Annotated in this window: 21 protein-coding genes; 8 read left to right on the top strand and 13 right to left on the bottom strand. The window is 64.8% G+C overall.

The features are described 5' to 3' along the window. The first annotated feature begins 41 nt into the window (after positions 1 to 41). Positions 42 to 1,616: a helicase HerA-like domain-containing protein gene (locus ACEQXE_RS05475; protein WP_370177943.1), complete on the top strand. Its 1,575-nt coding sequence runs from the start codon at positions 42 to 44 to the stop codon at positions 1,614 to 1,616. A gap of 24 nt (positions 1,617 to 1,640) precedes the next feature. Here the strand turns inward: ACEQXE_RS05475 and ACEQXE_RS05470 are convergent, their stop codons facing one another. From ACEQXE_RS05470 to ACEQXE_RS05445, 6 genes are all read right to left on the bottom strand, one after another. Continuing rightward, positions 1,641 to 3,080, bottom strand: coding sequence for a sensor histidine kinase (locus ACEQXE_RS05470; RefSeq protein WP_370177942.1), 1,440 nt, complete (start codon positions 3,078 to 3,080; stop codon positions 1,641 to 1,643). 6 nt (positions 3,081 to 3,086) lie between these two features. Continuing rightward, positions 3,087 to 3,827, bottom strand: coding sequence for a response regulator (locus ACEQXE_RS05465; RefSeq protein ID WP_370177941.1), 741 nt, complete (start codon positions 3,825 to 3,827; stop codon positions 3,087 to 3,089). Between the two features lie 9 nt (positions 3,828 to 3,836). After that, positions 3,837 to 4,430 (bottom strand): EF-hand domain-containing protein, encoded by a 594-nt coding sequence (locus ACEQXE_RS05460; RefSeq protein WP_370177940.1) that lies wholly within the window; start codon positions 4,428 to 4,430, stop codon positions 3,837 to 3,839. Positions 4,431 to 4,641: 211 nt separating this feature from the next. Then, a complete protein-coding gene (locus ACEQXE_RS05455; protein ID WP_370177939.1) occupies positions 4,642 to 5,040 on the bottom strand; it encodes a cupin domain-containing protein in 399 nt (132 codons plus the stop codon). Further along, positions 5,033 to 5,428, bottom strand: coding sequence for a VOC family protein (locus ACEQXE_RS05450; RefSeq protein WP_370177938.1), 396 nt, complete (start codon positions 5,426 to 5,428; stop codon positions 5,033 to 5,035). Before ACEQXE_RS05450 ends, ACEQXE_RS05455 begins: the two co-directional genes overlap by 8 nt. 81 nt (positions 5,429 to 5,509) lie before the next feature. Next, entirely contained in the window at positions 5,510 to 7,330 is a 1,821-nt protein-coding gene (locus tag ACEQXE_RS05445; RefSeq protein ID WP_370177937.1) for an aminopeptidase P family protein, read from the bottom strand. 112 nt (positions 7,331 to 7,442) lie between these two features. Between ACEQXE_RS05445 and ACEQXE_RS05440 the strand changes: the two genes are divergently transcribed. From ACEQXE_RS05440 to ACEQXE_RS05430, 3 genes are read left to right on the top strand one after another with little or no spacing between them, the layout of a single operon-like run. Next, positions 7,443 to 9,611, top strand: coding sequence for a S9 family peptidase (locus tag ACEQXE_RS05440; protein ID WP_370177936.1), 2,169 nt, complete (start codon positions 7,443 to 7,445; stop codon positions 9,609 to 9,611). After that, positions 9,608 to 10,237, top strand: coding sequence for an HAD family hydrolase (locus ACEQXE_RS05435; RefSeq protein ID WP_370177935.1), 630 nt, complete (start codon positions 9,608 to 9,610; stop codon positions 10,235 to 10,237). The genes ACEQXE_RS05440 and ACEQXE_RS05435 overlap by 4 nt, the downstream gene beginning before the upstream one ends. Continuing rightward, the gene (locus tag ACEQXE_RS05430; RefSeq protein ID WP_370177934.1) at positions 10,234 to 10,644 is read left to right on the top strand and encodes an acyl-CoA thioesterase; all 411 of its coding nucleotides are present in this window, start codon (positions 10,234 to 10,236) and stop codon (positions 10,642 to 10,644) included. Before ACEQXE_RS05435 ends, ACEQXE_RS05430 begins: the two co-directional genes overlap by 4 nt. A 21-nt stretch (positions 10,645 to 10,665) precedes the next feature. On the opposite strand, the gene ACEQXE_RS05425 is transcribed toward ACEQXE_RS05430, so the two are convergent. The 3 genes from ACEQXE_RS05425 to ACEQXE_RS05415 are packed head-to-tail and all read right to left on the bottom strand — an operon-like array spanning position 10,666 to position 13,167. Continuing rightward, complete coding sequence (locus tag ACEQXE_RS05425; RefSeq protein WP_370177933.1) at positions 10,666 to 12,108, bottom strand: alpha/beta fold hydrolase; 1,443 nt, start codon at positions 12,106 to 12,108, stop codon at positions 10,666 to 10,668. Next, positions 12,105 to 12,563, bottom strand: coding sequence for a hypothetical protein (locus ACEQXE_RS05420; RefSeq protein ID WP_370177932.1), 459 nt, complete (start codon positions 12,561 to 12,563; stop codon positions 12,105 to 12,107). Before ACEQXE_RS05420 ends, ACEQXE_RS05425 begins: the two co-directional genes overlap by 4 nt. A gap of 25 nt (positions 12,564 to 12,588) precedes the next feature. Then, complete coding sequence (locus ACEQXE_RS05415; RefSeq protein ID WP_370177931.1) at positions 12,589 to 13,167, bottom strand: RNA polymerase sigma factor; 579 nt, start codon at positions 13,165 to 13,167, stop codon at positions 12,589 to 12,591. Positions 13,168 to 13,365: 198 nt separating this feature from the next. Here ACEQXE_RS05415 and ACEQXE_RS05410 point away from each other — a divergent pair, with 198 nt between their 5' ends. Then, the gene (locus ACEQXE_RS05410) at positions 13,366 to 13,644 is read left to right on the top strand and encodes a hypothetical protein (RefSeq protein WP_370177930.1); all 279 of its coding nucleotides are present in this window, start codon (positions 13,366 to 13,368) and stop codon (positions 13,642 to 13,644) included. Between the two features lie 10 nt (positions 13,645 to 13,654). Here ACEQXE_RS05410 and ACEQXE_RS05405 read toward each other — a convergent pair whose 3' ends face one another. The 3 genes from ACEQXE_RS05405 to ald all read right to left on the bottom strand — a co-directional run bounded on the left by ACEQXE_RS05405 (position 13,655) and on the right by ald (position 17,618). Continuing rightward, the gene (locus ACEQXE_RS05405; protein ID WP_370177929.1) at positions 13,655 to 14,635 is read right to left on the bottom strand and encodes an oxidoreductase; all 981 of its coding nucleotides are present in this window, start codon (positions 14,633 to 14,635) and stop codon (positions 13,655 to 13,657) included. Between the two features lie 112 nt (positions 14,636 to 14,747). Continuing rightward, positions 14,748 to 16,427, bottom strand: a complete 1,680-nt coding sequence (locus ACEQXE_RS05400; RefSeq protein ID WP_370177928.1) for a diguanylate cyclase — start codon at positions 16,425 to 16,427, stop codon at positions 14,748 to 14,750. Positions 16,428 to 16,502: 75 nt separating this feature from the next. After that, positions 16,503 to 17,618 (bottom strand): alanine dehydrogenase, encoded by a 1,116-nt coding sequence (gene ald / locus ACEQXE_RS05395; RefSeq protein WP_370177927.1) that lies wholly within the window; start codon positions 17,616 to 17,618, stop codon positions 16,503 to 16,505. 193 nt (positions 17,619 to 17,811) lie between these two features. On the opposite strand from ald, the gene ACEQXE_RS05390 reads away from it, so the two are divergent. Continuing rightward, complete coding sequence (locus ACEQXE_RS05390) at positions 17,812 to 18,918, top strand: substrate-binding domain-containing protein (protein ID WP_370177926.1); 1,107 nt, start codon at positions 17,812 to 17,814, stop codon at positions 18,916 to 18,918. A 140-nt stretch (positions 18,919 to 19,058) separates the two neighbouring features. Continuing rightward, positions 19,059 to 20,177, top strand: a complete 1,119-nt coding sequence (locus ACEQXE_RS05385) for a substrate-binding domain-containing protein (protein WP_370177925.1) — start codon at positions 19,059 to 19,061, stop codon at positions 20,175 to 20,177. A gap of 89 nt (positions 20,178 to 20,266) precedes the next feature. Here ACEQXE_RS05385 and ACEQXE_RS05380 read toward each other — a convergent pair whose 3' ends face one another. Continuing rightward, complete coding sequence (locus ACEQXE_RS05380; protein ID WP_370177924.1) at positions 20,267 to 20,599, bottom strand: hypothetical protein; 333 nt, start codon at positions 20,597 to 20,599, stop codon at positions 20,267 to 20,269. Positions 20,600 to 20,822: 223 nt separating this feature from the next. Here ACEQXE_RS05380 and recQ point away from each other — a divergent pair, with 223 nt between their 5' ends. Beyond that, entirely contained in the window at positions 20,823 to 22,685 is a 1,863-nt protein-coding gene (recQ, locus tag ACEQXE_RS05375; protein ID WP_370177923.1) for a DNA helicase RecQ, read from the top strand. Positions 22,686 to 22,876 lie beyond the last annotated feature (191 nt).

Genomic DNA, 22,876 nt, shown 5'->3' with positions numbered 1-22,876 from the left:
AAAGACCGGTATCAGATCTGGCCGAGAGGGAGACAGGCGCGGTGAGCACGATTTTTCTGGGGCGCAACCACGCAGGAGATGCGCAGGACCTGCTGCTGAGCCGCGCCAATCGCCATGGGCTGATCGCGGGCGCGACCGGTACGGGTAAGACGGTGACCCTGCAGGGGATGGCGGAAAGCTTCTCCGCCGCGGGCGTGCCGGTGTTCGTGGCCGACGTGAAGGGCGACCTTGCCGGGCTCGCAGTGCCCGGGTCCTCGAAGTTCAAGCATGCGGACAAGCTGGAAAGTCGTGCGGCCGAGCTGGGCATGGACGATTATGCCTATGCCGATTTCCCGGTGGTCTTCTGGGACCTGTTCGGCGAACAGGGGCATCCGGTCCGCACCACGGTTTCCGAAATGGGGCCGCTGCTGCTCGCGCGCCTGCTGGACCTGAACGAGACACAGGAAGGCGTGTTGCAGATCGTCTTCCGCTATGCCGACGACAACGGCCTGCTGCTGCTGGATTTCGACGACCTGCGCAGTCTCCTGTCCTTCGCCGCGGAAAACACGGACACGGTATCCGGCGATTACGGGCGCATCACCAAGGCTTCGATCGGTGCGATCCAGCGCAGCCTGCTGACCTTCGAGAGCGAGGGGGCGGACCAATTCTTCGGGGAGCCTGCGCTGGAGGTGGACGACCTGTTCCGGGTGGATGCGAGCGGGCGCGGCATGGTCAACATCCTCGCCGCCGACAAGCTGATGCGCAGCCCGAAGCTCTATGCGACATATCTGTTCTGGCTGCTTGCCGAGCTGTTCGAAACGCTTCCCGAGGTGGGCGACCAGGACAAGCCGAAGCTGGTCTTCTTCTTCGACGAGGCGCATCTGCTGTTCGACGATACGCCCAAGGCATTCCAGGAGACGATCGAAACGGTCGTGCGGCTGATCCGGTCGAAGGGCGTGGGCGTGTTCTTCGTCACGCAGAACCCGATCGATATCCCGGACGAGGTCGCGGGCCAGATCGGCAACCGCGTTCAACATGCCCTGCGTGCCTTCACTCCGCGCGACCAGAAGGCGATCAAGGCGGCGGCGGAAACCTTCCGTATCAACCCCGAACTCGATGTGGCGCAGGCGATCACCGAACTGAAGGTGGGGGAGGCGCTGGTCTCCACGCTCGATGACGATGGCGCGCCCTCGGTCGTCCAGCGCACGCTGATCAAGCCGCCGCGCAGCCGCCTCGGCCCACTGTCGGCTGGCGAGCGGGCGGTGATCCTGGGGGCGAGCCCCTTGGCGGGCAAGTACGACACAGCGGTCGACCGCGAAAGCGCGGCGGAAGTGATCGCGCAGAAGATGGCCGATGCCGCCGAGACCGCAGAAGAGGTGGAGGAAAAAGGCGAGGCAGAGGTCCGCAAGCGGCCACGCAGGAGCAAGAGCATCTGGGAAAAGGCGATGTCGCGCGGGGCCAAGGTCGCCGCAGGCTCCGCTGCGGGGATGGCGGCACGGACCGTGCTGGGCAAGAAATCGCGCGCCAATCCGATGGCGTCGGGCGTCACCTCGGCAGCCGGTTCTATCGCGACCGACCTTGCCGGGCCTCTGGCCGGGCGGTTCGTGCGCAATCTCGTCGGCGGTTTGATGCGTTAAATGGTGCGGGCCGGTACCGTCAAATTAACGCGCCAGCGGCAGCCTGATTTCCGCGCGCAGGCCCCCTTCCGGTCGGTTGCCGAGGGTCAGCTCGCCGCCATGCTCACGCACGATCGCGCGCGTGATCGTAAGTCCGAGCCCGGCGCCGCCCGTGCCGCGATTGCGGCTGGCCTCGCCCCGGCGAAATGGTTCGAGCATCGCCGCAACCTGATCTGGAGGGATGCCTGGCCCTTCGTCCTCCACCGCAAGCACCGCCCATTCGCCACTGCGTTCGAGCGTGATCGTAGCCGACAGGCCATAGCGCAGCGCATTCTCGATGAGATTGCGCAGTGCGCGCCGCAGCCAGGTGACCTGCACCGGTGCAACGATCCTGTCGGCGCCCGCAAAGCTTACGGGCTTTTCCATATCCTCGAACTCGTCGACCACGCTTTCCACCAGCGCGGCGAGCTGGGTCGATTCGGGCGGGCTTTTCGCGCGACCGATCCGCGCCAGCGAGAGGATATCGTCGAGCGACCGGCGCAAGTCCTCGATGATATCGGCCATCCGCGCACGCTGGGTCTCGTCATCGACCGATTCGATGCGCACGCGCAGCGCCGCCAGCGGCGTCTTCAGGTCGTGCCCGATCGCGCCGAGCATCACGTCCTTCTCGTCCAGCAGGCTGGCAATGCGGCTTTCGAGCAGGTTGTGCGCTGCGATCAGCCGGGTCACGTCCGCCGGCCCCTGCGGCCGCAGCGGTTCCCGAGCCTGCTGCGTCCGGGCAAAGCTTTCGACCCTTTGTGTCAGCTGCGCCAGCGGCCGTGTAATCCGGCGCAGCACCAGGTAGGTGGCGCCCAGCAGGACCAGGAAGAGCAGGATGGTCTGCGCCCCGATCAGCCACAGGGCGCGCGCCTCTACCGGTGGCCGGATTGACCGTGCGACGATCCACCGCTCCTCACCTTGCAGGCGCATCCCGGCGACGACCAGTTCGCCCTGGCGCTCTTGCAAGATGGCGCGCAAACGCGGGCGATCCTCGGCAAGCTGCTCCAATACGCGATCCTCTGAAAGCGGGCGCCGGGTGGCGACCAGTTCCTCCACGACCATGCCCTGCCGCGTCAGGATTTCCTGCAATCTGGTCTCGGTCGCGATGTCGCGCATCTCACCTTGCGACAGGGGCGAGTGCTCGTCGATGCGGCCAGCGATCGGCGGAGGCAGCGCGCGGCGTGCGCGAGGGCCATCCCCGCCCAACCTCAAGCGCCTGTCACCGTCCCGGCGTCGAAAACCCGGGCTTCGGTTTTCGGTTGCGAACTCATCACGATTCGAAGTCCGCACAAGGTGGAATGCGATCGCGTTGGCGGTGGCCACATCGCGCCGTTCCTCTACCGCGCGATACAGCAGGAACGCCGATACGGCCTGCCCGATCAACAGCGTGACGGCGATCGCCAGCAGGCTCTGACCCAGCAGGCTGCGAGGGAAAATGCGCGGCATCGGCGATCAGTCGCCCTGGATGCGGCTGACATCGGCGGCGAAGCGATAGCCCCCGCCGCGCACGGTCTGGATGAATTGCGGGTTGCGATTGTCCTGCTCGATCTTGCGCCGGAGGCGGCTGACCTGGTTGTCGACCGCACGGTCGAAAAGGTGCGCCTCTCGCCCCTGCACCATATCGAGCAGGCGATCGCGATCGAGCACGGCGCGCGGATGATCGAGGAATGCGCGCAGCATGCGGAATTCCGCAGTGGAAATGGGGATAACCGTGCCTGCCGGGTCGGTCAGCCGCTGCTTGAGCGGGTCGAGCCGCCAGCCCTCGAACAGGTATTGCGCATCCTCTTCGCTGCCATCCTCGTGGTTGCGGCCCGAACGGCGCATGACGGACCGGATCCGCGCGACCAGTTCGCGCGGTTCGAATGGCTTGGTGACATAATCGTCGGCACCGATCTCCAGCCCGACGATCCGGTCGGTCGCCTCGCCCATTGCGGTGAGCAGGATGGTCGGCAGTTTCTGCGCCTCGATCAGGTGGCGGGTGAGCGATAATCCGTCTTCACCCGGCATCATGATATCGACCAGCGCAATATCCGCGCTCTGTTCGCGCAGGATGCTGCGCGCGGCGGCGGCATTTTCCGCTTCGAGCACCACAAACCCCTGGCCGACCAGGTAGTCGACCAGGGGTTCGCGAAGGGTGCGCTCGTCATCGACGAGCAGCACGGTAATGGCCTTGGTATCCACGCTTGTGGCCATTGCTGTTCGTTACTGGGCGGCGCGGGCAGCGCGCCGTTCCTGCATGCGCTCGCGCATGGCGGTGCGACGGGCCTCGTGCGCGGCCTTGCGCTCTTCCGCGGTGACAGTGCCGTTCTTGTCGGCATCGGCGCGGTCGAAGCGTTCAAGCGCGTGAGCCTGGAATTCCTGCAGCGTCAGGCGACCATCGCCATTGCTGTCGGCCCGGGCGAGCATCGCGCCACCCATGTGGCCACCACGCTTGCCGCGCATACCACGCATGCCGCGTTTGCCAGGGCCGCGTCGCTCGGTTTCGGCACCGCGCGCTTCGCGTCGTTCGGCGCGCTTCGCCTGCCGCGCTTCGCGCGCTGCCTCGCGTTCGGCGGCGCTGATCGCCCCATTGCCGTCGGTATCGACCTTGGCGATCATCTGCTTGCGGCGCAGTTCGCGGTCGGCCAGATCGAGCACGCCATCGCCGTTCATATCCATCTTCTGGAAATGCTCGGCGCTTTTCTGCGTAACCTGGGCGCGGGTCATCGGGCCGGTCGTGCGTTCGGCAGGCTGGGCGAGAGCGGCAGTGGCCGCCAGCAGCGAAATGCCGGTGAGGGCAAAAACTGTCTTCTTCATGGGGGTTCGTCCTTTCAGGTGACCTCTGGTAGAGCTGCGGGGCGGGGAGGGGTTGGGGAGATCGAAAACCCGCCTCGCAGCTCTTGGAACGCTTTATAGCGCTGCTTTGTCGCTCCTGTTTGCCACGAAACACCGGAATTGTAACACTTTGTCGCAGGATCGGGCGCGTGTTCATGCGTCTGCAAGCCTGGAGGCGCGCCCACCCGCCAGTCTAGCGAGGCCGGTGCTCGGTTCCCTCGCCCGCCGTGATGAACAGTGCGGTTGCCTCGCCCATAACGTCTGCCGTGTGCCACACGCCGGGTTCGTTGATCGCGTAATCGCCGGGGGCCAGCGTCACCTGTTCGACGCGTCCGTCGGGATATTCCTGCGTCAGGGTCAGCTCCCCCGCAGTGCAGACCACGACCTCGTGCCCCTTGGGGTGCATTTCCCAGCTGTCCCAGCTCTGTGCAAAAGAGTGCATCGAAACCAGCCGGCCCTCGATGCCGTCGGCGGCATTGCGCTCACCATATTCCTCGTACCACTCCATCCCGGTGAAGGGCGGCTGCGCTGTCGCAGTCGCGCCCAGCCCGAGATGGACCGGATATTCGGCCAGCGCGCGCGCTTCAGCCATCCGACTTCATCATGCAGAAGGCGTTGAGCTTGTTGCCGTCGCGGTCGCGGAAATAGGCGGCGTAGAAGACCATGCCGTTCTCGTCCGCGTCTCCGCGCGGCCCGGGTTCGCCTTCGCACGTTCCGCCATTGGCCAGCGCGATCTCGTGCAGCTTGTGGACCTGCTCTTTGTCCTTCGCCTCCAGCGCCACCATCGTGCCGTTGCCGACGCTCGCGTCCTTGCCATCGAACGGCTTGGTCAGCGCCACACCGGGCACATCCCAGTTGCCCCATGCGATAAATGTGTCGAAATCCATCATCCGGCCAAAGCCCATTTCCTTGGCGATGGCATCGTAGAAGGGCGCATTGCCCATAAGGTCATTGGTGCCGAGCGTAACGTAACCGATCATGACGTTGTCCTCCGAGTCGCGACCTCAGGTTAAGAACATTACGCGAACATAATGGGCCTCGCAAGAGCTCCCGGAGCGGCCTCAGAGCGGCTGTGTATGCCGCTCCAGCCAGTCGGCTGCCTGCCCGTCCACACGGGGGCTAAGGATCTGGCGGCAGCAGGCATGGTAATGGTCGACCCAGTCGCGCTCCTCGGGCGACAGCAGGTCGGTATCGATCAGCGCGCGGTCCAGCGGGACCCAGGTCAGGTTCTCGAACCCGAACCATGTGCCTTCATCGGCGCCTTCGATTTCGCGCTCCTCGATCAGGACGAGGTTTTCGATCCGGATGCCGTATTCCCCCGCCTTGTAATATCCCGGCTCGTTCGAACAGATCATCCCTGCCACGAGCGGCTCCATCGTCCCGCCCTGCGATCCGGTGGTCTTGGCAATGCGTTGCGGGCCTTCGTGAACGCCCAGCGCACTGCCGACGCCATGCCCGGTTCCGTGCGCATAGTCGCAGCCCGCCTGCCACAGAGCATGGCGCGCGAGCGTGTCCAGCTGGCCGCCGGTAGTGCCTTCGGGGAAGATCGCCTGCGCGATGGCGATATGGCCCTTGAGCACGCTGGTGAAGCGGTCCTTCATCTCGGTCGAGGGTTCACCGGGGCCGACCCACACGGTGCGGGTAATGTCTGTCGTCCCGGCCCCTTCTGCGTTGAAATACTGGCCGCCCGAATCGCACAGGAAAATGCTGGAGGGCGGGATCGGGATATTGCTGTCCTCGTCCACCTTGTAGTGCGGCAGGGCGGCATGGCCTGCTGCGGCGGAGATGGTATCGAACGAGGTGTCGGCAAGCCCGGCGTCCTTCTGCCGGAACTCCAGCAGCTTGGCCGCTGCGGTCAGCTCGTCGATCTTGCCCGACGGGGCTTCGGCCTCGATCCATGCAAGGAAGCGGGAGACCGCCGCACCGTCGCGCGCCTGCGCATCGCGGTGGCCGTCGATTTCGGCCTCGTTCTTGATGGCGCGGGGCAGGATCGTGGGGTCGCGGGTTTCGACCACCTTCGCGCCGCCCGCTTCCAGCGCCTGCGCAATCGCGGCAACGCCATATTCGGGATCGAGTGCGATCCGCTTGCCATTGAACGCGCCCAGCGCGCTTTCGAACTCGCTACGCGGACGCAGCGTAACCGCATTGCCGAGGTGCTGCTTCAATTCGGGCGAGACCTTGGCCTCGTCGATGAAGAGCTGTGCCGTGCCATCCTGGTCGACCAGCGCGAAGGCCATGGCAACGGGCGTATGCGCAATGTCTCCGCCGCGAATGTTGAACGCCCAGCCCACCGAATCGAGCGCACTGATGACGACCGCGTCGAGCTTCTCCTGCGTCAGCCAGTCGGCAATGGCCGCGCGCTTTTCCTGCGCGTTGCGACCGGCATAGGCGTCCGCATGAACGCGGGCAGGGGCCTCGCTTTGCGCGGGCTGGTCCTGCCACACCGCGTCGATGGGATTGCCGTCGACCGGGACCAGCTTCGCGCCAACCTTCTCGAGCGCGGCAGCGGTCGTGCGCACCCAGCCGGGCGTCGCCAACCATGCGTCGTAGCCAATCTGCGCGCCTTCATGCGCATTCTCGGCGAGCCAGTCTGCGGGGTTGTCCTTTGGCACGCCGCGATATTCGAACAGGCGTTCTTCCACCTGGTCGCGCACTTGCACGGTGTAGCGCCCGTCGACGAAGATCGCCGCCTTGTCCTGCAGCACCACCGCACTGCCTGCCGAGCCGCCGAATCCGGTCAGCCAGTGGAGGCGTTGCGCATCCTCGCCGACATATTCGCTCATGTGCGGATCGGCGATCGGGACGCAGAATCCGTCCAGCCCGCGCTTCTTCAGCTCCTCGCGCAAGGCGGAAAGGCGGGCTTCATGGGTCTGCATCAACATTTGGTCGATCCTGTCTGTCTGGGGTCTGGCGTTGTACCTGATCTGGGGTCATAGCTTGCCCACGCAAGCCTTTCAAAGGCGAGTGCCATCGCCCACAGGGGGGAACCGACGTATGAGCAAGCTTTTTACCGCCGCCATCGCACTCACAGCACTGACCGTGCCGGGGATCGCTGCGGCGCAATCGAATGGAGCCGATACCAGCGTGACCGAACAGGCACCGACCGCACCCCCCGTCGCCGAGCGGCGCGACCACACCTTCACCACGCACGGGATCACGTTGAGCGATCCCTATCACTGGCTGAAAGACCAGTCCTACCCCGTCGTCGATGACGAGGATGTGCTCGATTACGTGAAGGCGGAAAACGCCTGGTTCGAAGCGCAGATGGCCCCGCACGAGGCGCTGGTCGAAGAGCTGTTCGAAGAGATGAAGGGCCGCATCAAGGAAGACGATTCCACGGTGCCGCAAAAGGATGGCGACTGGCTTTACTGGTCCGAGTTCGAGCAAGGCAGCGAATATCGCAAGCATTATCGCAAGCCGGTGGCAGGCGGCGATCCGCAGCTGCTGCTGGACGAGAACCAGCTGGCCGAGGGGAAGGACTATTTCCGCCTCGGCGCGTTCTCGGTCAGCAAGGATGGGCGCTATCTCGCCTATTCGGCGGACGACAATGGGTCCGAGCGGTTCACGGCGCGAGTGAAGGACCTCGAAACCGGCGAGCTGCTGGATGATGTGATCCCGGAAACCCTGTCCGGCCTCACCTGGCTCGCGGGCGACACGATGATCGCCTACGGCAAGGCGAACGAGAACTGGCGGGTCGACAATGTCCGCCTGCACAAGCTCGGCACCGATGTGTCCGAAGATGTCGAGATCTTCCGCGAGGCGGACGAGGGCTTTCGCGTCGGAGCGGGCCTGACTGCGCAGGAAGACTGGCTGGTGATCGCGACCGGCGACAACGAGACGAGTGAAGTGCGGCTGGTCCGCGCCGACGACCCGACCGGGGAGCAGGTGCTGGTCAAGGCGCGGCAGAAGGGCGTCGAATACGATGTCGACGTGCGCGGCGATACGCTGTTCGTCCACACCAACGACAATCACATCAATTTCCGCCTCGCGACCGCGCCGCTTGCCACCCCGGGCGAGTGGACCACGCTGATCGAAGGGTCGGACGAATTCTACCTGACCGGGTTCGAGCTGTTTAAGGATTTCTACGTTACCGAAGGGAGGCTCGCGGGCCTCGATCAGGTGCAGCTGCGCGCCTATGACGACGCATCCGACATCACACCGATCGCCTTTCCCGAGGCAAGCTTTGTCGCCGGGCTATCCAACAACCCGGAATACGACGTTTCCAAGCTGCGCCTCTCGTACCAGAGCATGGTCACGCCCGGATCGGTTTACGATTACGATGTGAAAACCGGCGCGCTCGAACTGCTCAAGCAGCAGGAAATCCCGAGCGGTTACGACGCGACGAAATACAAGACGGAGCGGCTGACGATCACTGCACGCGATGGCACGCAGGTGCCGGTCAGCGTGGTGATGCGCAAGGACAGGCCGATGGGCGGCCCGCTGCACCTCTACGCCTACGGCGCCTATGGCTATGCCGTGCCGCCGGGTTTCTCGACCAGTCGCCTCAGCCTCGTCGATCGGGGCATGGCCTTTGCCATCGCGCATATCCGCGGTGGGGACGATCTTGGCCGCCGGTGGTACCTGCAGGGCAAGCTGAACGAGCGGACCAACACGTTCGAGGATTTCGTGGACGTGGCGAAGGGCCTGATCGACAAAGGCTATACCGCCAAGGGCCAGATCAGTGCCAGCGGCGGCAGCGCCGGGGGCGAGCTGATGGGCGTAGTCGTCAACACCGATCCCGATATCTGGGGCGCGGTGGTGGCGCATGTGCCCTTCGTCGACGTGCTCAACACCATGCTCGATGCGGAACTGCCGCTGACGCCGGGCGAATGGCCCGAATGGGGCAACCCGATCACCAGCAAGCAGGCCTTTGCCTACATGCTCAGCTATTCGCCTTACGATCAGGTGGTCGCACAGGATTACCCGCCGCTGTTGGTGACCGCAGGCCTCAACGATCCGCGTGTCACCTATTGGGAGCCCGCCAAGTGGGTCGCCAAGCTGCGCGCGACCAAGACCGACAACAACACGCTGCTGCTCAAGACCAACATGGGCGCGGGCCACGGCGGCAAGTCCGGGCGCTTCGCCTCGCTGTATGAAACCGCAGAGGAATACGCCTTCGTGCTGACGCAGATGGGCGTAGTCGAAGGAAGCGACGCCGAATGACCATCCGCAACGTCGTTTTCGACGTCGGCAATGTGATCGTCCGATGGGAGCCGGAGGCCATCGTGGAGCTGGCCTTTGGCAAGGACCTGCCCGACGGGATCACCAGCCGCGACCTCTTCGGCGGGGACATCTTCCGCGCATTGAACCGCGGGGCGATGAGCCTTACAGAAACGCAGCGCATGTATGCCGAGCGGCACGGGTTCGACCGGCGCACGGCGGATCGGCTGATCGAGGCTTTGTTCGAAAGCCTCCACCTGATCGAGGAAACGCCGCCGCTGATGCGCAGGCTAAAGGCGGCGGGTTACGGCATCTATGCGATCACCGACAATGTGCACGAGATCGTCGCCTACCTGCGCGGGCGCTACGATTTCTGGCCCCTGTTCGACGGTGCCTGCGTCTCTGCCGATCACGCGACGCTCAAACCCGATCCGCGCATGTACCGCTGGCTGTGCGAAACCTACGGCCTGGTGCCGGAGGAATGCGTCTTCCTCGATGATCTGGAGAAGAACATCGCGGGCGCAAAAGCGGTGGGCATGGAAGGCTTCGTTTTCACCACGACGGCGCAGGCCGAGGCGGACTTGCGGAGCATCGGTGTCGATCCCGACCGCAAGCTGGCAGCCGCATGAGCGATGCGGACTGGGCCTTCACCCGCGATTTCACGGCCGGGCCGGGCGATATCGACGAACTGGGCCATGTGAACAACGCGGTGTGGGTGCGCTGGATTCAGGATATCGCGGTGGGCCACTGGCATGAAATCGCGCCGGACGCGCACCGGGGCCGGTATATCTGGGTCGTTACCCGGCACGAGATCGATTATCGCGGAAACATCAAGACGGGCGAGGTCGCGCATGGCCGCACGCGCGTGCATGGCGAACCCAAGGGCGCGCAGTTCGGGCGCGAAGTGCAGTTCGTTGACGATGCGGACCGGGTGCTGGTCTCCGCGCTGACCCGCTGGGCGATGCTCGACAGGAACACCATGCGCCCGGCGCGGATCACACCGGAGATCGCGGCGCCGTTTCGGACCGCCGAATAGCTAGGGCGGTCCGGCCACGCCCTACTCCCTGAAGGGAATAGGGCGCGCGTCCACTCGCTCGGCCGGGATCGGCTCCCCCTGCATGAAAGCGGACAGGACCTCGCGAAGCTTCGGACTGCCGAACAGGTCGAACTGATGTGCGCCGTGGCCCACGACAATCAGTTTGCCATTGGGAAGGTGCCGTAGCAGCGCTTCGGCATTTTCCACCGGGGTCCGCGCGTCGAGATCGCCTACCAGGATCAGCACGGGAACATCGCTTGCCACTGGCGCTGGCCCCGCCGCGTCGGTGGGTTCGACACCCCACGCACTTGCCAGATACCGCCCCGGGAAATTCATCGCGTCACCGAGAACGGCAGACTGCGCCTCTTCCTCGATCTGGCGTGTCCGCCCCGCCGACGCGCCGCTCGACAGGTCCATGAAATGCTTCATCGCGTTCTGCGGGCCCAACCTCATGCGATAGACCAGTGCCAGCTGCGCGATGCTGCTGAAATCGCCTGCGTCCATTTGCCGGTATGCCGAAGGCAGGGTCGCAATCGTTCGCGGGTCGCTCAAGGCCTGCGCTGTAATCCAGCGAAGGTCGAAGCCGCCGATTGTGACGACGATGGGCTCGCCGGTTTCCGGATGCCGGGACTGGACAGTTACTGGCTGGGCATCGAGGCTCGCCAGCACGCGACGCATCCTCGGCAGCAGTTCCGGGTCTTCCGCGCGCTGCGCGATCCGTTCAAGCACGGTATCGACCAGTGCGGGGCGCTTCCACGTATCGTCCGGGCCTTCCGGGCCGACCAGCACCACGCGTCCCACCTTCTCGGGATGGCGTCGCAAGACCTCCAGCGCCAGGTGGCTGCCATAGCTCCTGCCCCACAGGTTCAGCTTGTCGTAGCCGAGCGCGCGACGAACCGCGTCGACATCGTCGGCGCTCTCGCGGGTCGTGTAGGCCTGCGGATAGATGCCCTTGGCCCGCAAATCCCCTGCGATGGAACCGCTTACCTCGCCGATGATCGGCAACCACGCATGCATGCTGCCTTCTGCCGCAAGCGGGATGCCGTAGGGGCGTTCGATTCCGAGATTGGGGCTCGAATGGCCGGTTCCGCGCTGGTCGATCCCGATCAGGTCACCCCCGAACAGGCCGAGGATTTGCGATCCGCCCTTGCGCACGAGCTGTTCCACCAGTGCGGTTCCCGATTCGCCCGGTCCCCCGGCAAGCAGCACGCTGGCGGTTTCCGATGGTTCGGGAGCCATGCTCACGCGAATGAAGGCGAGCGTGATGGGGGCGTGATCGCGCTGCGTGTCGGCCCGTACCGCCGGGACGCGCATCTTGCCGCGCGTTACGTACAGGGTGGCCCCATCGGGCGTCGTGATGGCCATCGGCTCGGCAAGCTGTGGTGCGGGCACATCCGGCGCGTTCGCCAGCGAAGGCGCACACGATGCGAGGGCGAGGCAGATCAGCAGGCAGCGGACAATCATGCTGCACCCCCGACGATCTGGCGGGCAAGCTCGTGTCGCTGCGCTTCCAGGTCTCTCACCCGGTGCCGTGCTTTCACCAGCAACCAGATTGCGGCCAGCGTCATCAGCAGTCCCAGCCCGCCAGCGAGTACCGCCGCGCCGCCGCCGCCGACCACCGCCACGACGGATGCTCCGGCAGTGAAAAGCCCGCTGAAGCTGACCGCCATGCGCCCTGCCACGACGCGGTCGCGACTATAGAGCGGGCGCCTGCGGGTCAGCACCCATGTCGCAAGGGCAACCCAGCCTGCGGCCATCAGCGCCATGCCCGAAAATGCAGCAAATGTATGAGCCGGCCGATCCGGCTCGGTCGCCAGCAACGCGATCAGGACTATGCCGACTGCGATAGAGCCCAGGAGCAGCGCGAGATATCGGGCCCGCTGCTGCCAGGACAGGGCGTTGGTATTCGTTCGGATCATTGCGGCCTCCAGGTTTTTCGGAAATTCATCGGTCATCGACCATCTCCAGCTCGACTTCGGTTTTCAGCTGACTGCGGGCGCGGAACAGGCGTGATTTCACCGTTCCCGGGGGGACCGCCATGATGCCTGCAATCTCTGCAATGGTGAGCTGTTCGAGATAGAACAGCTGGAGGACCTGGCGCTCTGTCGCCTTCAACCGGGTCAGGCCCTTCGACAGCGCATTCAGCGTCGCTTCGCGCTCCATCGGCGATTCCGGGTCATCGGCGTCCGCAATGTCGGGCAGGGGCCCGTCGTCGTGCAGCGCGTGCTTGCGATACCGGCCTCTCAACCGGTTCATGGCGGTGCGATGGGCGATCCCGAACAGCCAGGATCGGAACCGCATCGGGTCGCGCAACCGGGCGAGTCCGCGGACGGCACCCAGCCAGATTTCCTGCACCAGGTCGTCGGCCGCATCGCCGCTGTCGGTAAAGGTCAGCGCATATCGACGAAGGGGCAGGCCCCACCGGCGCACGAGCGCGTCGAACGCATCCGCCTCGCCCAGCTGGGCGCGGATCGCCAGCAACGCATCTTCGCGGCGTTCGTCATGCGTATGGCCGTGTGTCACCTGCCATCACCCCTTTCACTCGTACCGGTAGTCGCGGTTTCGTGAAAAGGTTCAGATTTTGCGGAGATTATTGCCGCGTCGGCGTTTGCGGGGGCGCCAGCGTGCTATGCACCTTCCCTCAACCCGGCACGAAACCGTCATGCGTGCTCGGGGTGACGGGGGTGTCATGTCACTGATGCAACGGATAGATGAAGACCGATGTGGACAAGGACTTTCACTGCGCACGTAGAGGGAGATGGATCGCCGACCACCATCACGTTCTACAGGGAGATACCGGGCGGCTGGAAGCTCGATTTCAGGGACGCGCAGGGCGAGCATGTCGCCAATGGCGACCGCTGGGTCGAGACAATAGACGATTTGGTCCTTCAGCTGGGCAACTACACGAATAGCGATCCGAAGTGGCGCACCGAGGATGGCGATCGAGTGTCGTTTTATGCCGCCGTTCGAGAATGCGTTCTCGAGGCACGAACCTCGTAGGTCGGTCGACCTAGCTCGCCACCATCTCCTCGCTCATCGCCCACAGGCGTTCGGCACTGTCGGGATCGACCGCGTAGGGCTGAACAGTGTTGTAGCGGCTGGGGTTCTCCGGGTCGGCCAGCGCCGCGATATCGCAATCCTCGCAATATTCGCCGCCGCGATCCCTCAGCGCTGGCGCGGTCGCGGCCCATAGCGTGGTGGAGGCCCCTTGGGTGACGCTCTTGAACATCTTGGCGGCCTGTTCGGACAATTCGCCATCCTCGTTCATCCAGCCGAGCGCGACCATCTCCTCGTTATCGAGATGGCGTTGCAGCGGGGTGGCAATGCCGCCGGGGTGGACCGAGAAGGCGCGCCCGCCGTGCTGCGCCAGCCGGGTGTTCATGCCCACGGCGAACAGCGCGTCGGCGGTCTTCGCCTGACCGTAGGCCTGCCACTTGTCATACTCGCCCGACTCCCAGTTGGGATCGTCCCACCGGATGTCCGAAAGCTTGTGCCCGGTGGAGGACAGCGCGACCACGCGCACGTCGCTGCCCGGCTCTTTCGCGGTTTTCTCCAGCAATGGCATCAACGCCTGGGCGAGCGCGAAATGGCCGAGGTGGTTGACCCCGAACTGCTGTTCCCAGCCTGCGCCGACGCGGGAGAGCGGGCAGGCCATGATCCCGGCAGTGTTGATCAGCAGGTCGAGCCGGTCATGCTCGCTCGCGAACTGGTCCGCGAAGGCCCGCACCGAGGAAAGGTCCGCAAGGTCCATGTCCATGATGGCCACGTCGCCCACCACGTCGGAAAGGTTTGCAGTCGCCTTCTCGCGGTTGCGCGCAGGCACGATCACCTTCGCGCCCGCCCCGGCAAGCCCACGCACGGTTTCCACCCCGATGCCCGAATAGCCGCCGGTGACGATCGCGACCTTGCCGGTCAGGTCGATGCCTTCGAGCACGTCCTGCGGTTCGCTCCCATGGCCAAAGCCCGAATTGGTGGATTGTTGCGTACTCATCTTCGTCTCCCCGGGTGGCGCTGCACCGGAGAAGCGATGCGTCTCAGGTGGCTTGCCGTGGACTGTAAACGGTGATGCGGGGCGGCGCCACCATGCGCGGCCAGCCCATTAATCAGGCAGCGTAAGCCCGATACTCGTCCGCTGGCGGCTCGGTAAAGACCAGCGCTTCGCTCAGATAGCGGTTACGCCCTTCGTTCTTTGCCCGATAGAGTAACTTGTCGGCCCGGAGATAAAGCACTTCGAAGGGCAGGCCCGCAGCATCTTCGCCCGCGGCCTCGACTACGCCCATGCTGGCCGTGACGAGCCTGTCCATCTCGGGGATAGTGTCGGCGACTCGCGCGGTGATCGCACGGCGGCGTCGCTCTGCCCGCAAGGTCGCATCGGTTCCGCGCAACACCAGCATGAACTCCTCGCCCCCCATTCGCACGGCGATCGTGTCTTCGTCGGGCGCAAGCGCACTGGCGGTGGCGACCAGTGCTTCGTCACCGGCATGGTGGCCGAACTGATCGTTGATCGACTTGAAATGATCGAGGTCGATCAGGGCAAAGGTGGTGAACCCCTGCTGCATCAGATCGGCGTACTGGCTGGCAATGCCGCGCCGGTTCAGCAGGCCGGTGAGCGGATCGCGTTCGGCAAGGTTTTCCATTTCGGCGGCCAGCTGGCGAGCCCGGTCGCGGTCGGACCGCAGCATCAGTCCCCGGTCGGTCACCCCGATCGCGACGACGATGATCTCCCAGACCATCGCGTAATAGACGATCCGGAAATCGGTTTCCAAAAATCCGCCGAGCCCGACGCCTTTCAGCGCCATATCCGTCACCAGGACCATCGCGAATGACCAGCCGAGCAGCTGGTAGCGGACCCAGCGGCTCCCGCGCCGCAGCGCCTGGACAAAAGCGGCGATCAAGGCTGTCAGGACGACGAGTTGGGCGAAGCCGAACAGCGCCGGGCTCTGGATCACACCCGCGTTCAATCCGCCCGCGAAGAGAATGAAAATGCCGCTCCAGCGCAGCACCCTGCGCATGGTGGACGACAGCGCATCGCGTTCGATGAATTCGCGGGCAAACTGGCACGATGCGAACATGATCAGGACGTAGCCCAGCCGTTCGAACACCAGGAACACTGCCAGATCCCACGAAAACCAGCTGGCGGCGAGGCCGCTGGTCATCGCGATGATCATCGCCATGCCGGCGCACATCGCCGCGTACCACGCCACGAAGGCTTGTCGCAGCGCAAAGGCCAGCATTGCCGCGAGGATGCAGGGGGCGAGGATAAGACCTATCAGCAGGGCTGCGAAGACGAGGTCGTCCACCAATCCTGCCGGCTTGTCGGCACTCTCCAGAAGGCGGATATTCGGCGCGTCACGGAACCTTGCGTAATTGTCTATCCGGACGATCACCGTGGCTCGCGGGTCGCCGACATCCGGCAGCGGCAGCATGATATCGTTGACGTTTTCGAGGTGCACCTCATCCGGGACGAGGCTGTTGCTGGCAATCCGGCCATCGCGGGCAATCCGGTAGACGGTAACGCTGTCGAACCAGCGCGCCTCCATCGCGAAATAGCGAAAACCGGTGCTGGCAGCATTGTCGAAGCGTAGCCAGTTGAAGCGCGCAGATCCCAATGCGTTTACCGGGTCGCAGACCCATCGCGGATCGGCGCGAACGCTTTCGATGGGGAGGTCTTGCGAGGTCGTGAAGAGGCAATCAGGATCGAGCTGGGCGGCGGATGCGGGCGCTGTCAGGCACGCGCATGCCAACGCGAACAAAACCCCGATCCGACTCAGCAGCGACCCCATGGCGCCCCTCTAGCGCAATGGGGTTAAAGAAGAGGGAAGGCGACGCCGTAGGGTTCGCCTTCCCGCGTAGCTCCATCACGCCAAGGCCTGTTCCACCGGCACATACTCGTGACCGAGGTCTTCGGCGACCGCCTTGTACGTCACCTTGCCATCCCACACGTTCAGCCCTTCGGCGAGGTGCGGGTTGGCGCGCATGGCGGCCTTCCACCCGTGGTCGGCGATCTGCAAGGCATGCGGCAGGGTCACGTTGTTGAGCGCATAGGTGCTGGTGCGCGCGACCGCGCCGGGCATGTTGGCGACGCAATAATGCACGATCCCGTCGACCACATAGGTCGGGTCGTCATGCGTGGTCGGCTTGGCAGTTTCGAAGCAGCCGCCTTGGTCGATTGCGACATCGACCAGCACCGCGCCGGTCTGCATGTCGGACAGCATCTCGCGCGTGACCAACTTGGGCGCCGCCGCGCCGGGGATCAGCACCGCGCCGATCACAAGGTCCGCCTCGCACACGGCATCGTGCAGGTTGGCGGCGTTGGAGAAGCGCGTCTTGGCGCGCGTTTCGAAATGGGTGCCGACCCGCTCGAGCACTTCGGGATCGCGGTCTAGGATGGTCACGTCCGCACCCACGCCCGCAGCCATCTGCGCGGCGTTGAAGCCGACCACGCCGCCGCCGATCACCACGACCTTGCCCGGCATCACACCCGGCACACCGCCCAGCAGCACGCCGCGCCCGCCACGCGCCTTTTCCAGCGCGGTGGCACCGGCCTGCACGCTCATCCGCCCCGCCACCTGGCTCATCGGCTTGAGCAGCGGGAGCGTCCGGCCCGGCCCGGTCACCGTCTCGTAAGCGATTGCGGTGACGCCCGAATTGACGAGATCGACCGTCTGTTCGGGATCGGGGGCGAGGTGGAGGTAGGTGTACAGGATCTGGCCGTCGCGCAGCTTCTTGCGTTCGCCCGCCTGCGGCTCCTTCACCTTCACCACCATCTCGCACTCTGCAAAGATCGGGTCGGGTCCCTGCACGATCTTCGCGCCTGCCGCCTGGTATTCGGCGTCGGTCGCGTCGATGCCGAGCCCGGCACCGCTCTCGATCCACACCTCATGCCCGTGGCGGGCCAGTTCGCGGGCGCTTTCGGGCGTCAGGCCGACGCGATATTCGTGGTTCTTGATTTCCTTGGGGCAGCCGATGCGCATCGTCTTGAAATACCTTTTGCAGTGTCGCCGCGCTCGTTAGGTTGGACTCAGGCAGCGGGCAAGGCCGTGGCGTGCATTCCGTAACGCAAACGGCCCCACCACAAGCTCGTCACAAGATCGTCACAAGACTGTCACAAGGCGATGGTTAGGGCCGGGCATACCGGCAGACCTTTATTCGAAAGAGAGACGACAGATGAAATTCACGCATGTCCTGGCGCTGGCGGCATCCGCCGGCCTGATGTTGACCGCATGCGACAGCAGCGGCGGTTCGCGCGAATCGATCCGCGCGGTCGGTTCCTCCACCGTCTATCCCTTTGCCAAGCAGGTCGCCGAAAGCTTCTCCCGCTCCAATCCGGGCATGCGCTCGCCGCTGATCGAATCGACCGGTACGGGCGGCGGCATCGCGCTGTTCTGCCAGGGCGTGGGTGCGGATACGCCCGACATGGCCAATGCCTCGCGCCGGATGAAGGTGAGCGAGTTCGAAACGTGCCAGAGCAACGGCGTGACCGACATCACCGAAATCCAGGTGGGGCTGGACGGCATCGCCTTTGCCAGCACCACCGGCGGCATCATGATGAGCCTGACGCCGGAAATCGTCTACAAGGCGCTGGCCGCCAATCCGTATGGCGAGGAACAGACCAGCGAGACATGGGCCGATGTCGACCCCTCGCTGCCCGACGTGCCGATCCTCGTCTACGGGCCGCCATCGACCAGCGGCACGCGCGACGCGCTGAAGGAACTGGTGCTGACCGTTGGTTGCGAAAGCGACCCGCGCATGGAAGCGCTGAAGGAAAGCGACGAGGATGCGTTCGATCGCACCTGCACCGAAGTGCGTTCGGACGGGAAATATGTCGACCAGGGTGAGCAGGACAACCTGATCGTCCAGAAGATCCAAGGCAACAAGAACGCGGTCGGCATCTTCGGCTATTCCTATCTCGAAGAGAACGAGGGCCGCGTGCAGGGCCTGCCGATGAACGGCGTGGACCCGACCTACGACAATATCGCCAGCTTCAAGTATCCCGGCGCGCGTCCGCTCTACATCTACGTCAAGCAGGCGCACCTGCAGGCGATCCCGGGCCTGCAGCAATATCTCGATCAGTGGATGTCGATGTGGGACAAGGGCGGGCCGCTGGCCAAGATCGGCCTGGTCGCATTGCCCGCGGGCGCGATGGAAGAGATGACCGGCCGCATCAAGTCGCATGGCAAGCTGACCGCCGCCGACCTTGAAAGCGATGGGGTGCTCGAAGCCGAGCGTGCGGAGGCGAGTGCGGCTGCGGGCGGCGATTCCGCCAGCGAATAAAAAACCGCGAAAACAGGTAGGCTCAGCCGGTTCCGGGCGCACCGGACCGGCGGCCCTGCCTGTCCTGAAATACTCGTCACAGGACCGTCACGCCGCGGGTGTAGCCCCGCGCGCATGTTCCATCCAGAGGACCGTATTTCATGAAAATTCGTCTCGGGCTCACGCTGGCGGGGGCCGCCCTTGCCCTGCTCACCGGATGCGACAGCGCCCCGGAAGAGCGGCAGAACCTGCTGATCGTCGGCTCGTCCACCATCTATCCCTTCGCGGTCGCCGTTGCCGACCAGATGAAGCCGACCAGCGACGCGGAAGGCGCCAGCGCGGCGACCATCGAATCGATCGGCACGGGTGAGGGGATCGAACGGTTCTGTGCCGGTGTGGGGCTCGACACGCCGGACATCGTCAATGCCTCGCGCCGGATGACCCGCGAAGAATACGCGACATGCGCTGCCAATGGCGTGTCCGACATTGCCGAGATCCAGCTCGGGCTCGACGGGATCGTGTTCATCTCCTCGGTCGACGAAGGCCTCGAATTCCCGCTGACCACGCGCGCGGTGTACCAGGCGCTGGCCGCCAGCCCCTTCGGATCGAGCCAGGGCAGCGAGAACTGGTCCGATATCGACCCCGCGTTCCCCGAAGCGCCCATCGTCGTCTACGGGCCACCCGAAACCTCCGGCACGCGCACCAGCCTGATCGACCTCGTGATGGAACCTGTTTGCACGTCGGATGCGGGCATGAAGGGCTTCGGCAAAGGTTCGGATCGCTACGAGACGATGTGCCGCACCATCCGCAGCGACGGCAAGTATCTCGACCAGGGCGAGCAGGACGACGTGACCTTGCGCAAGGTTGCGCAGAACCCGCGCAGCATCGGCGTGCTGGGCTACAGCTATTACGAGGAAAACACGGACAAGGTGCGCGCGCACACGCTTGGCGGGGTCGCACCGACCGAGGAAAGCATCATGGACGGCAGCTATCCCGCTTCGCGTCCGCTCTACATGTATGTGAAGAAAGCGCATCTCGAACAGATGCCGACGATCCGCGATTACGTCGGCCGCTGGACGCAGATGTGGGGCGTTGGCGGCACGCTGGAAGGCATGGGGCTGGTCCCTTCGGGCGGCGAGGCGATGGAAGCCGCGATGGCCGCCGCGACCGACCTACCGACACTCGATCCGGGAGAGCTGCCTTCGGATGGCAGCGAGGCCGGGGCCGATCAGGTTGCGACCGTGAACGAGGACGAAGAGGCGCCCGCGCCCGCCGAATAGGTCCCTCTCTTGGGATCGCCAAAAAAGCCGCCCGCTTCGAGCCGAGCGTGGCGGCCTTTTTCTCGCAGAGCCGTGCTGCGCTTCCCCGATCAGTAGGAAAAGTCGAGATCGGCCTTGCGGGGCGCATTGGCCCTGGCCGCCGCGAGCAGTTTTCTCGCGTATTCTTCCGTATCCGTGCCCGTTGCGTAGCAGGTGACGTTCCTCATTTTCGGATACTTCGCCTTCACCCGCTTCAACATTGCTGCCTTCAGCGTCTCTTCGTCAGTCTTGGAGTAGAAGACCGAAGAAAAAACCGACATGAAATCATTTTGATTGAGATAACCAGAGCAATTTACATATTTGTACGGTGCCCTTGGGTTCATGGCGCTGGCGCTGAATTGCGATCCAACCACCATCGCCGTTGCGCCAATCAGTATCGCCACTCGTGACATTCAAATCTCCTGTGCCAAAGCCCGCTCCAGACCGTAATGTTGCGACATGAACTGTCAACAACGAGCATTATTATTGCAATAAGTGCTTGTTCGACTTGGCTATCCAACACGCTGGGCTGAGCACACGCATTTTCGCATTCCATGAGCGCGAAGCCTGTCGGCAGTCCGGGGGTGGCTCTTCTCGCCCCCGGCACGATCTGCCATGGCCTTGTGAATGACCGGCGAGCGTAGCATCTTTGCAATGGATAGCGAGGGAGCGAGCGGCTCCGGCCTGCCCGCCGAATGGCCGGCTCCCCCTGTCGAGGTGCTGGACAAGCTGCACGAGGTTTTCGGCTTCCGGTCCTTCCGCGGAGTACAGCAAGCGGTGGTCGAGCGCGTCATGCACAGGCGCTCGACGCTGGCCGTCATGCCGACGGGCGCGGGCAAGTCGCTCACCTACCAGCTGCCCGCCACGATGCTGGAGGGTACCTGCGTCGTCATCAGCCCGCTCATTGCGCTGATGCACGACCAGCTGCGCTCCGCCAGCGCGAACGGCATTCGCGCCGCCACGCTCACCAGCGTGGACGAGAACCGTGCCGAAACGGTTGCACGTTTGCGCGCAGGCGAGCTCGACCTGCTGTATGTCGCGCCCGAACGCGCCAGTCAGGGCCATTTCCGCGACCTGCTGGCACAGTGCCGCATTTCGCTGTTCGCCATCGACGAGGCGCATTGCGTGTCCGAATGGGGGCACGATTTCCGGCCCGATTACCGCCTGCTGCGCCCGCTGATGGACCACTTCGCCGATGTGCCACGGCTGGCACTGACCGCGACGGCAGACGCGCATACGCGTGCCGACATCCTGACCCAGCTGGGGATCGCGCCGGATGGCCTGATCGTTGCCGGGTTCGACCGGCCCAACATCCGCTACGCCATCCAACCGCGCAATTCGCTGACGCAGCAGCTGCGCGCGCTGCTCGCCGAGAATCCCGGCCCCGGAATCGTCTATGCGCAGACCCGCGCAGCGACCGAGCGGCTGGCCGCCTCGCTGTCCGACGGGACGCGCGAGGTACGCTGCTACCATGCAGGCCTGCCGCCCGAGGAACGCGCCGCGAACCAGGCGGCCTTCGTCGCGAGCGAGAACATGGTGATGTGCGCCACGGTCGCCTTCGGGATGGGCATCGACAAGCCCGACGTCCGCTTCGTCGCCCATGCCGGCCTGCCCAAGTCGATCGAGTCCTACTACCAGGAAACCGGTCGCGCCGGGCGCGACGGCGACCCTGCCATGGCAAGCCTTTTCTGGGGCGCGGAAGATTTCGCGCGAGCGCGCCAGCGCATCGGCGAGGTGGGGGAGACGCGGCAACGCGGTGAGCATACGCGGCTGGCCGCGCTAGGCGCGCTGGTCGAGACCGCCGGCTGCCGCCGCGCAATCCTGCTGCGCCATTTCGGGGAGGATCCGCCCGAACGCTGCGGCAATTGCGACAATTGCCTGGAGCCGCCCAAGGCAGTCGACGCGACGGTCGTGGCGCAGAAATACCTCTCTGCCGTGGCGCGGACGCGGCAGATGTATGGCGCGGGCTATATCGAAAGCGTGCTGACCGGGCAGTCGAGCGAACGCGCCCGTGCGCAGGGGCACGAGGCATTGTCGGTCTTCGGGATCGTCGAGGGTGACGAGGCCGCACTGCTCAAGCCGGTCCACCGCGCGCTGCTGGTGCGCGGTGCCCTGCTGCCGACCGAACATGGCGGGCTGATGCTGGGGCCGCAGGCGCGGACTTTCCTGAAAGGCGAAGAACCGCTCGACCTGGTGATCCCGCCCAAGCGGAGCGGGGGCAAGGGGCGTGGCCGCGCGGGCGGATCGGGAAGCGCGCTCAACCCGGTGGGCGATCCGTTGTTCGATGCCCTGCGCGAATTGCGGCGCGACCTGGCGAAGGAAAATCAGGTTCCGCCCTATGTCATCTTCCACGATTCGGTTCTGCGCGACATGGCCGGGTTGCGCCCCCAGACGCGCGCCCTGCTGGGCGAATTGCCGGGAATCGGCGCGAAGAAGCTGGACGCCTACGGCGATGCGTTTCTGGAAGTGATCCGGCAGTATGAGCGGTAGCAACGCGTCGGCCTGCTGCTTCCGGGCGATGGTTGCTCTGTCCTACACGCAGGTGCGGCGCTAGCGTCCGCGCCGCTCTTTCACACCGTCGATTCCCCGCCTGAAATCGCGCCTGCAAGGGGGCGGAGGTTTTCGCCCTATAACCCTGTGTCAGGTGTGTCAGGGGAGGGCGAGGATACCCTCACTCCAAG

The organism is Alteriqipengyuania sp., from assembly GCF_964222115.1.
In the GTDB taxonomy this organism is placed as follows: domain Bacteria; phylum Pseudomonadota; class Alphaproteobacteria; order Sphingomonadales; family Sphingomonadaceae; genus Alteriqipengyuania.
The sequence above is the reverse complement of the archived record's forward strand: the minus strand, read 5'-3'. Positions and strand labels throughout refer to the sequence as shown.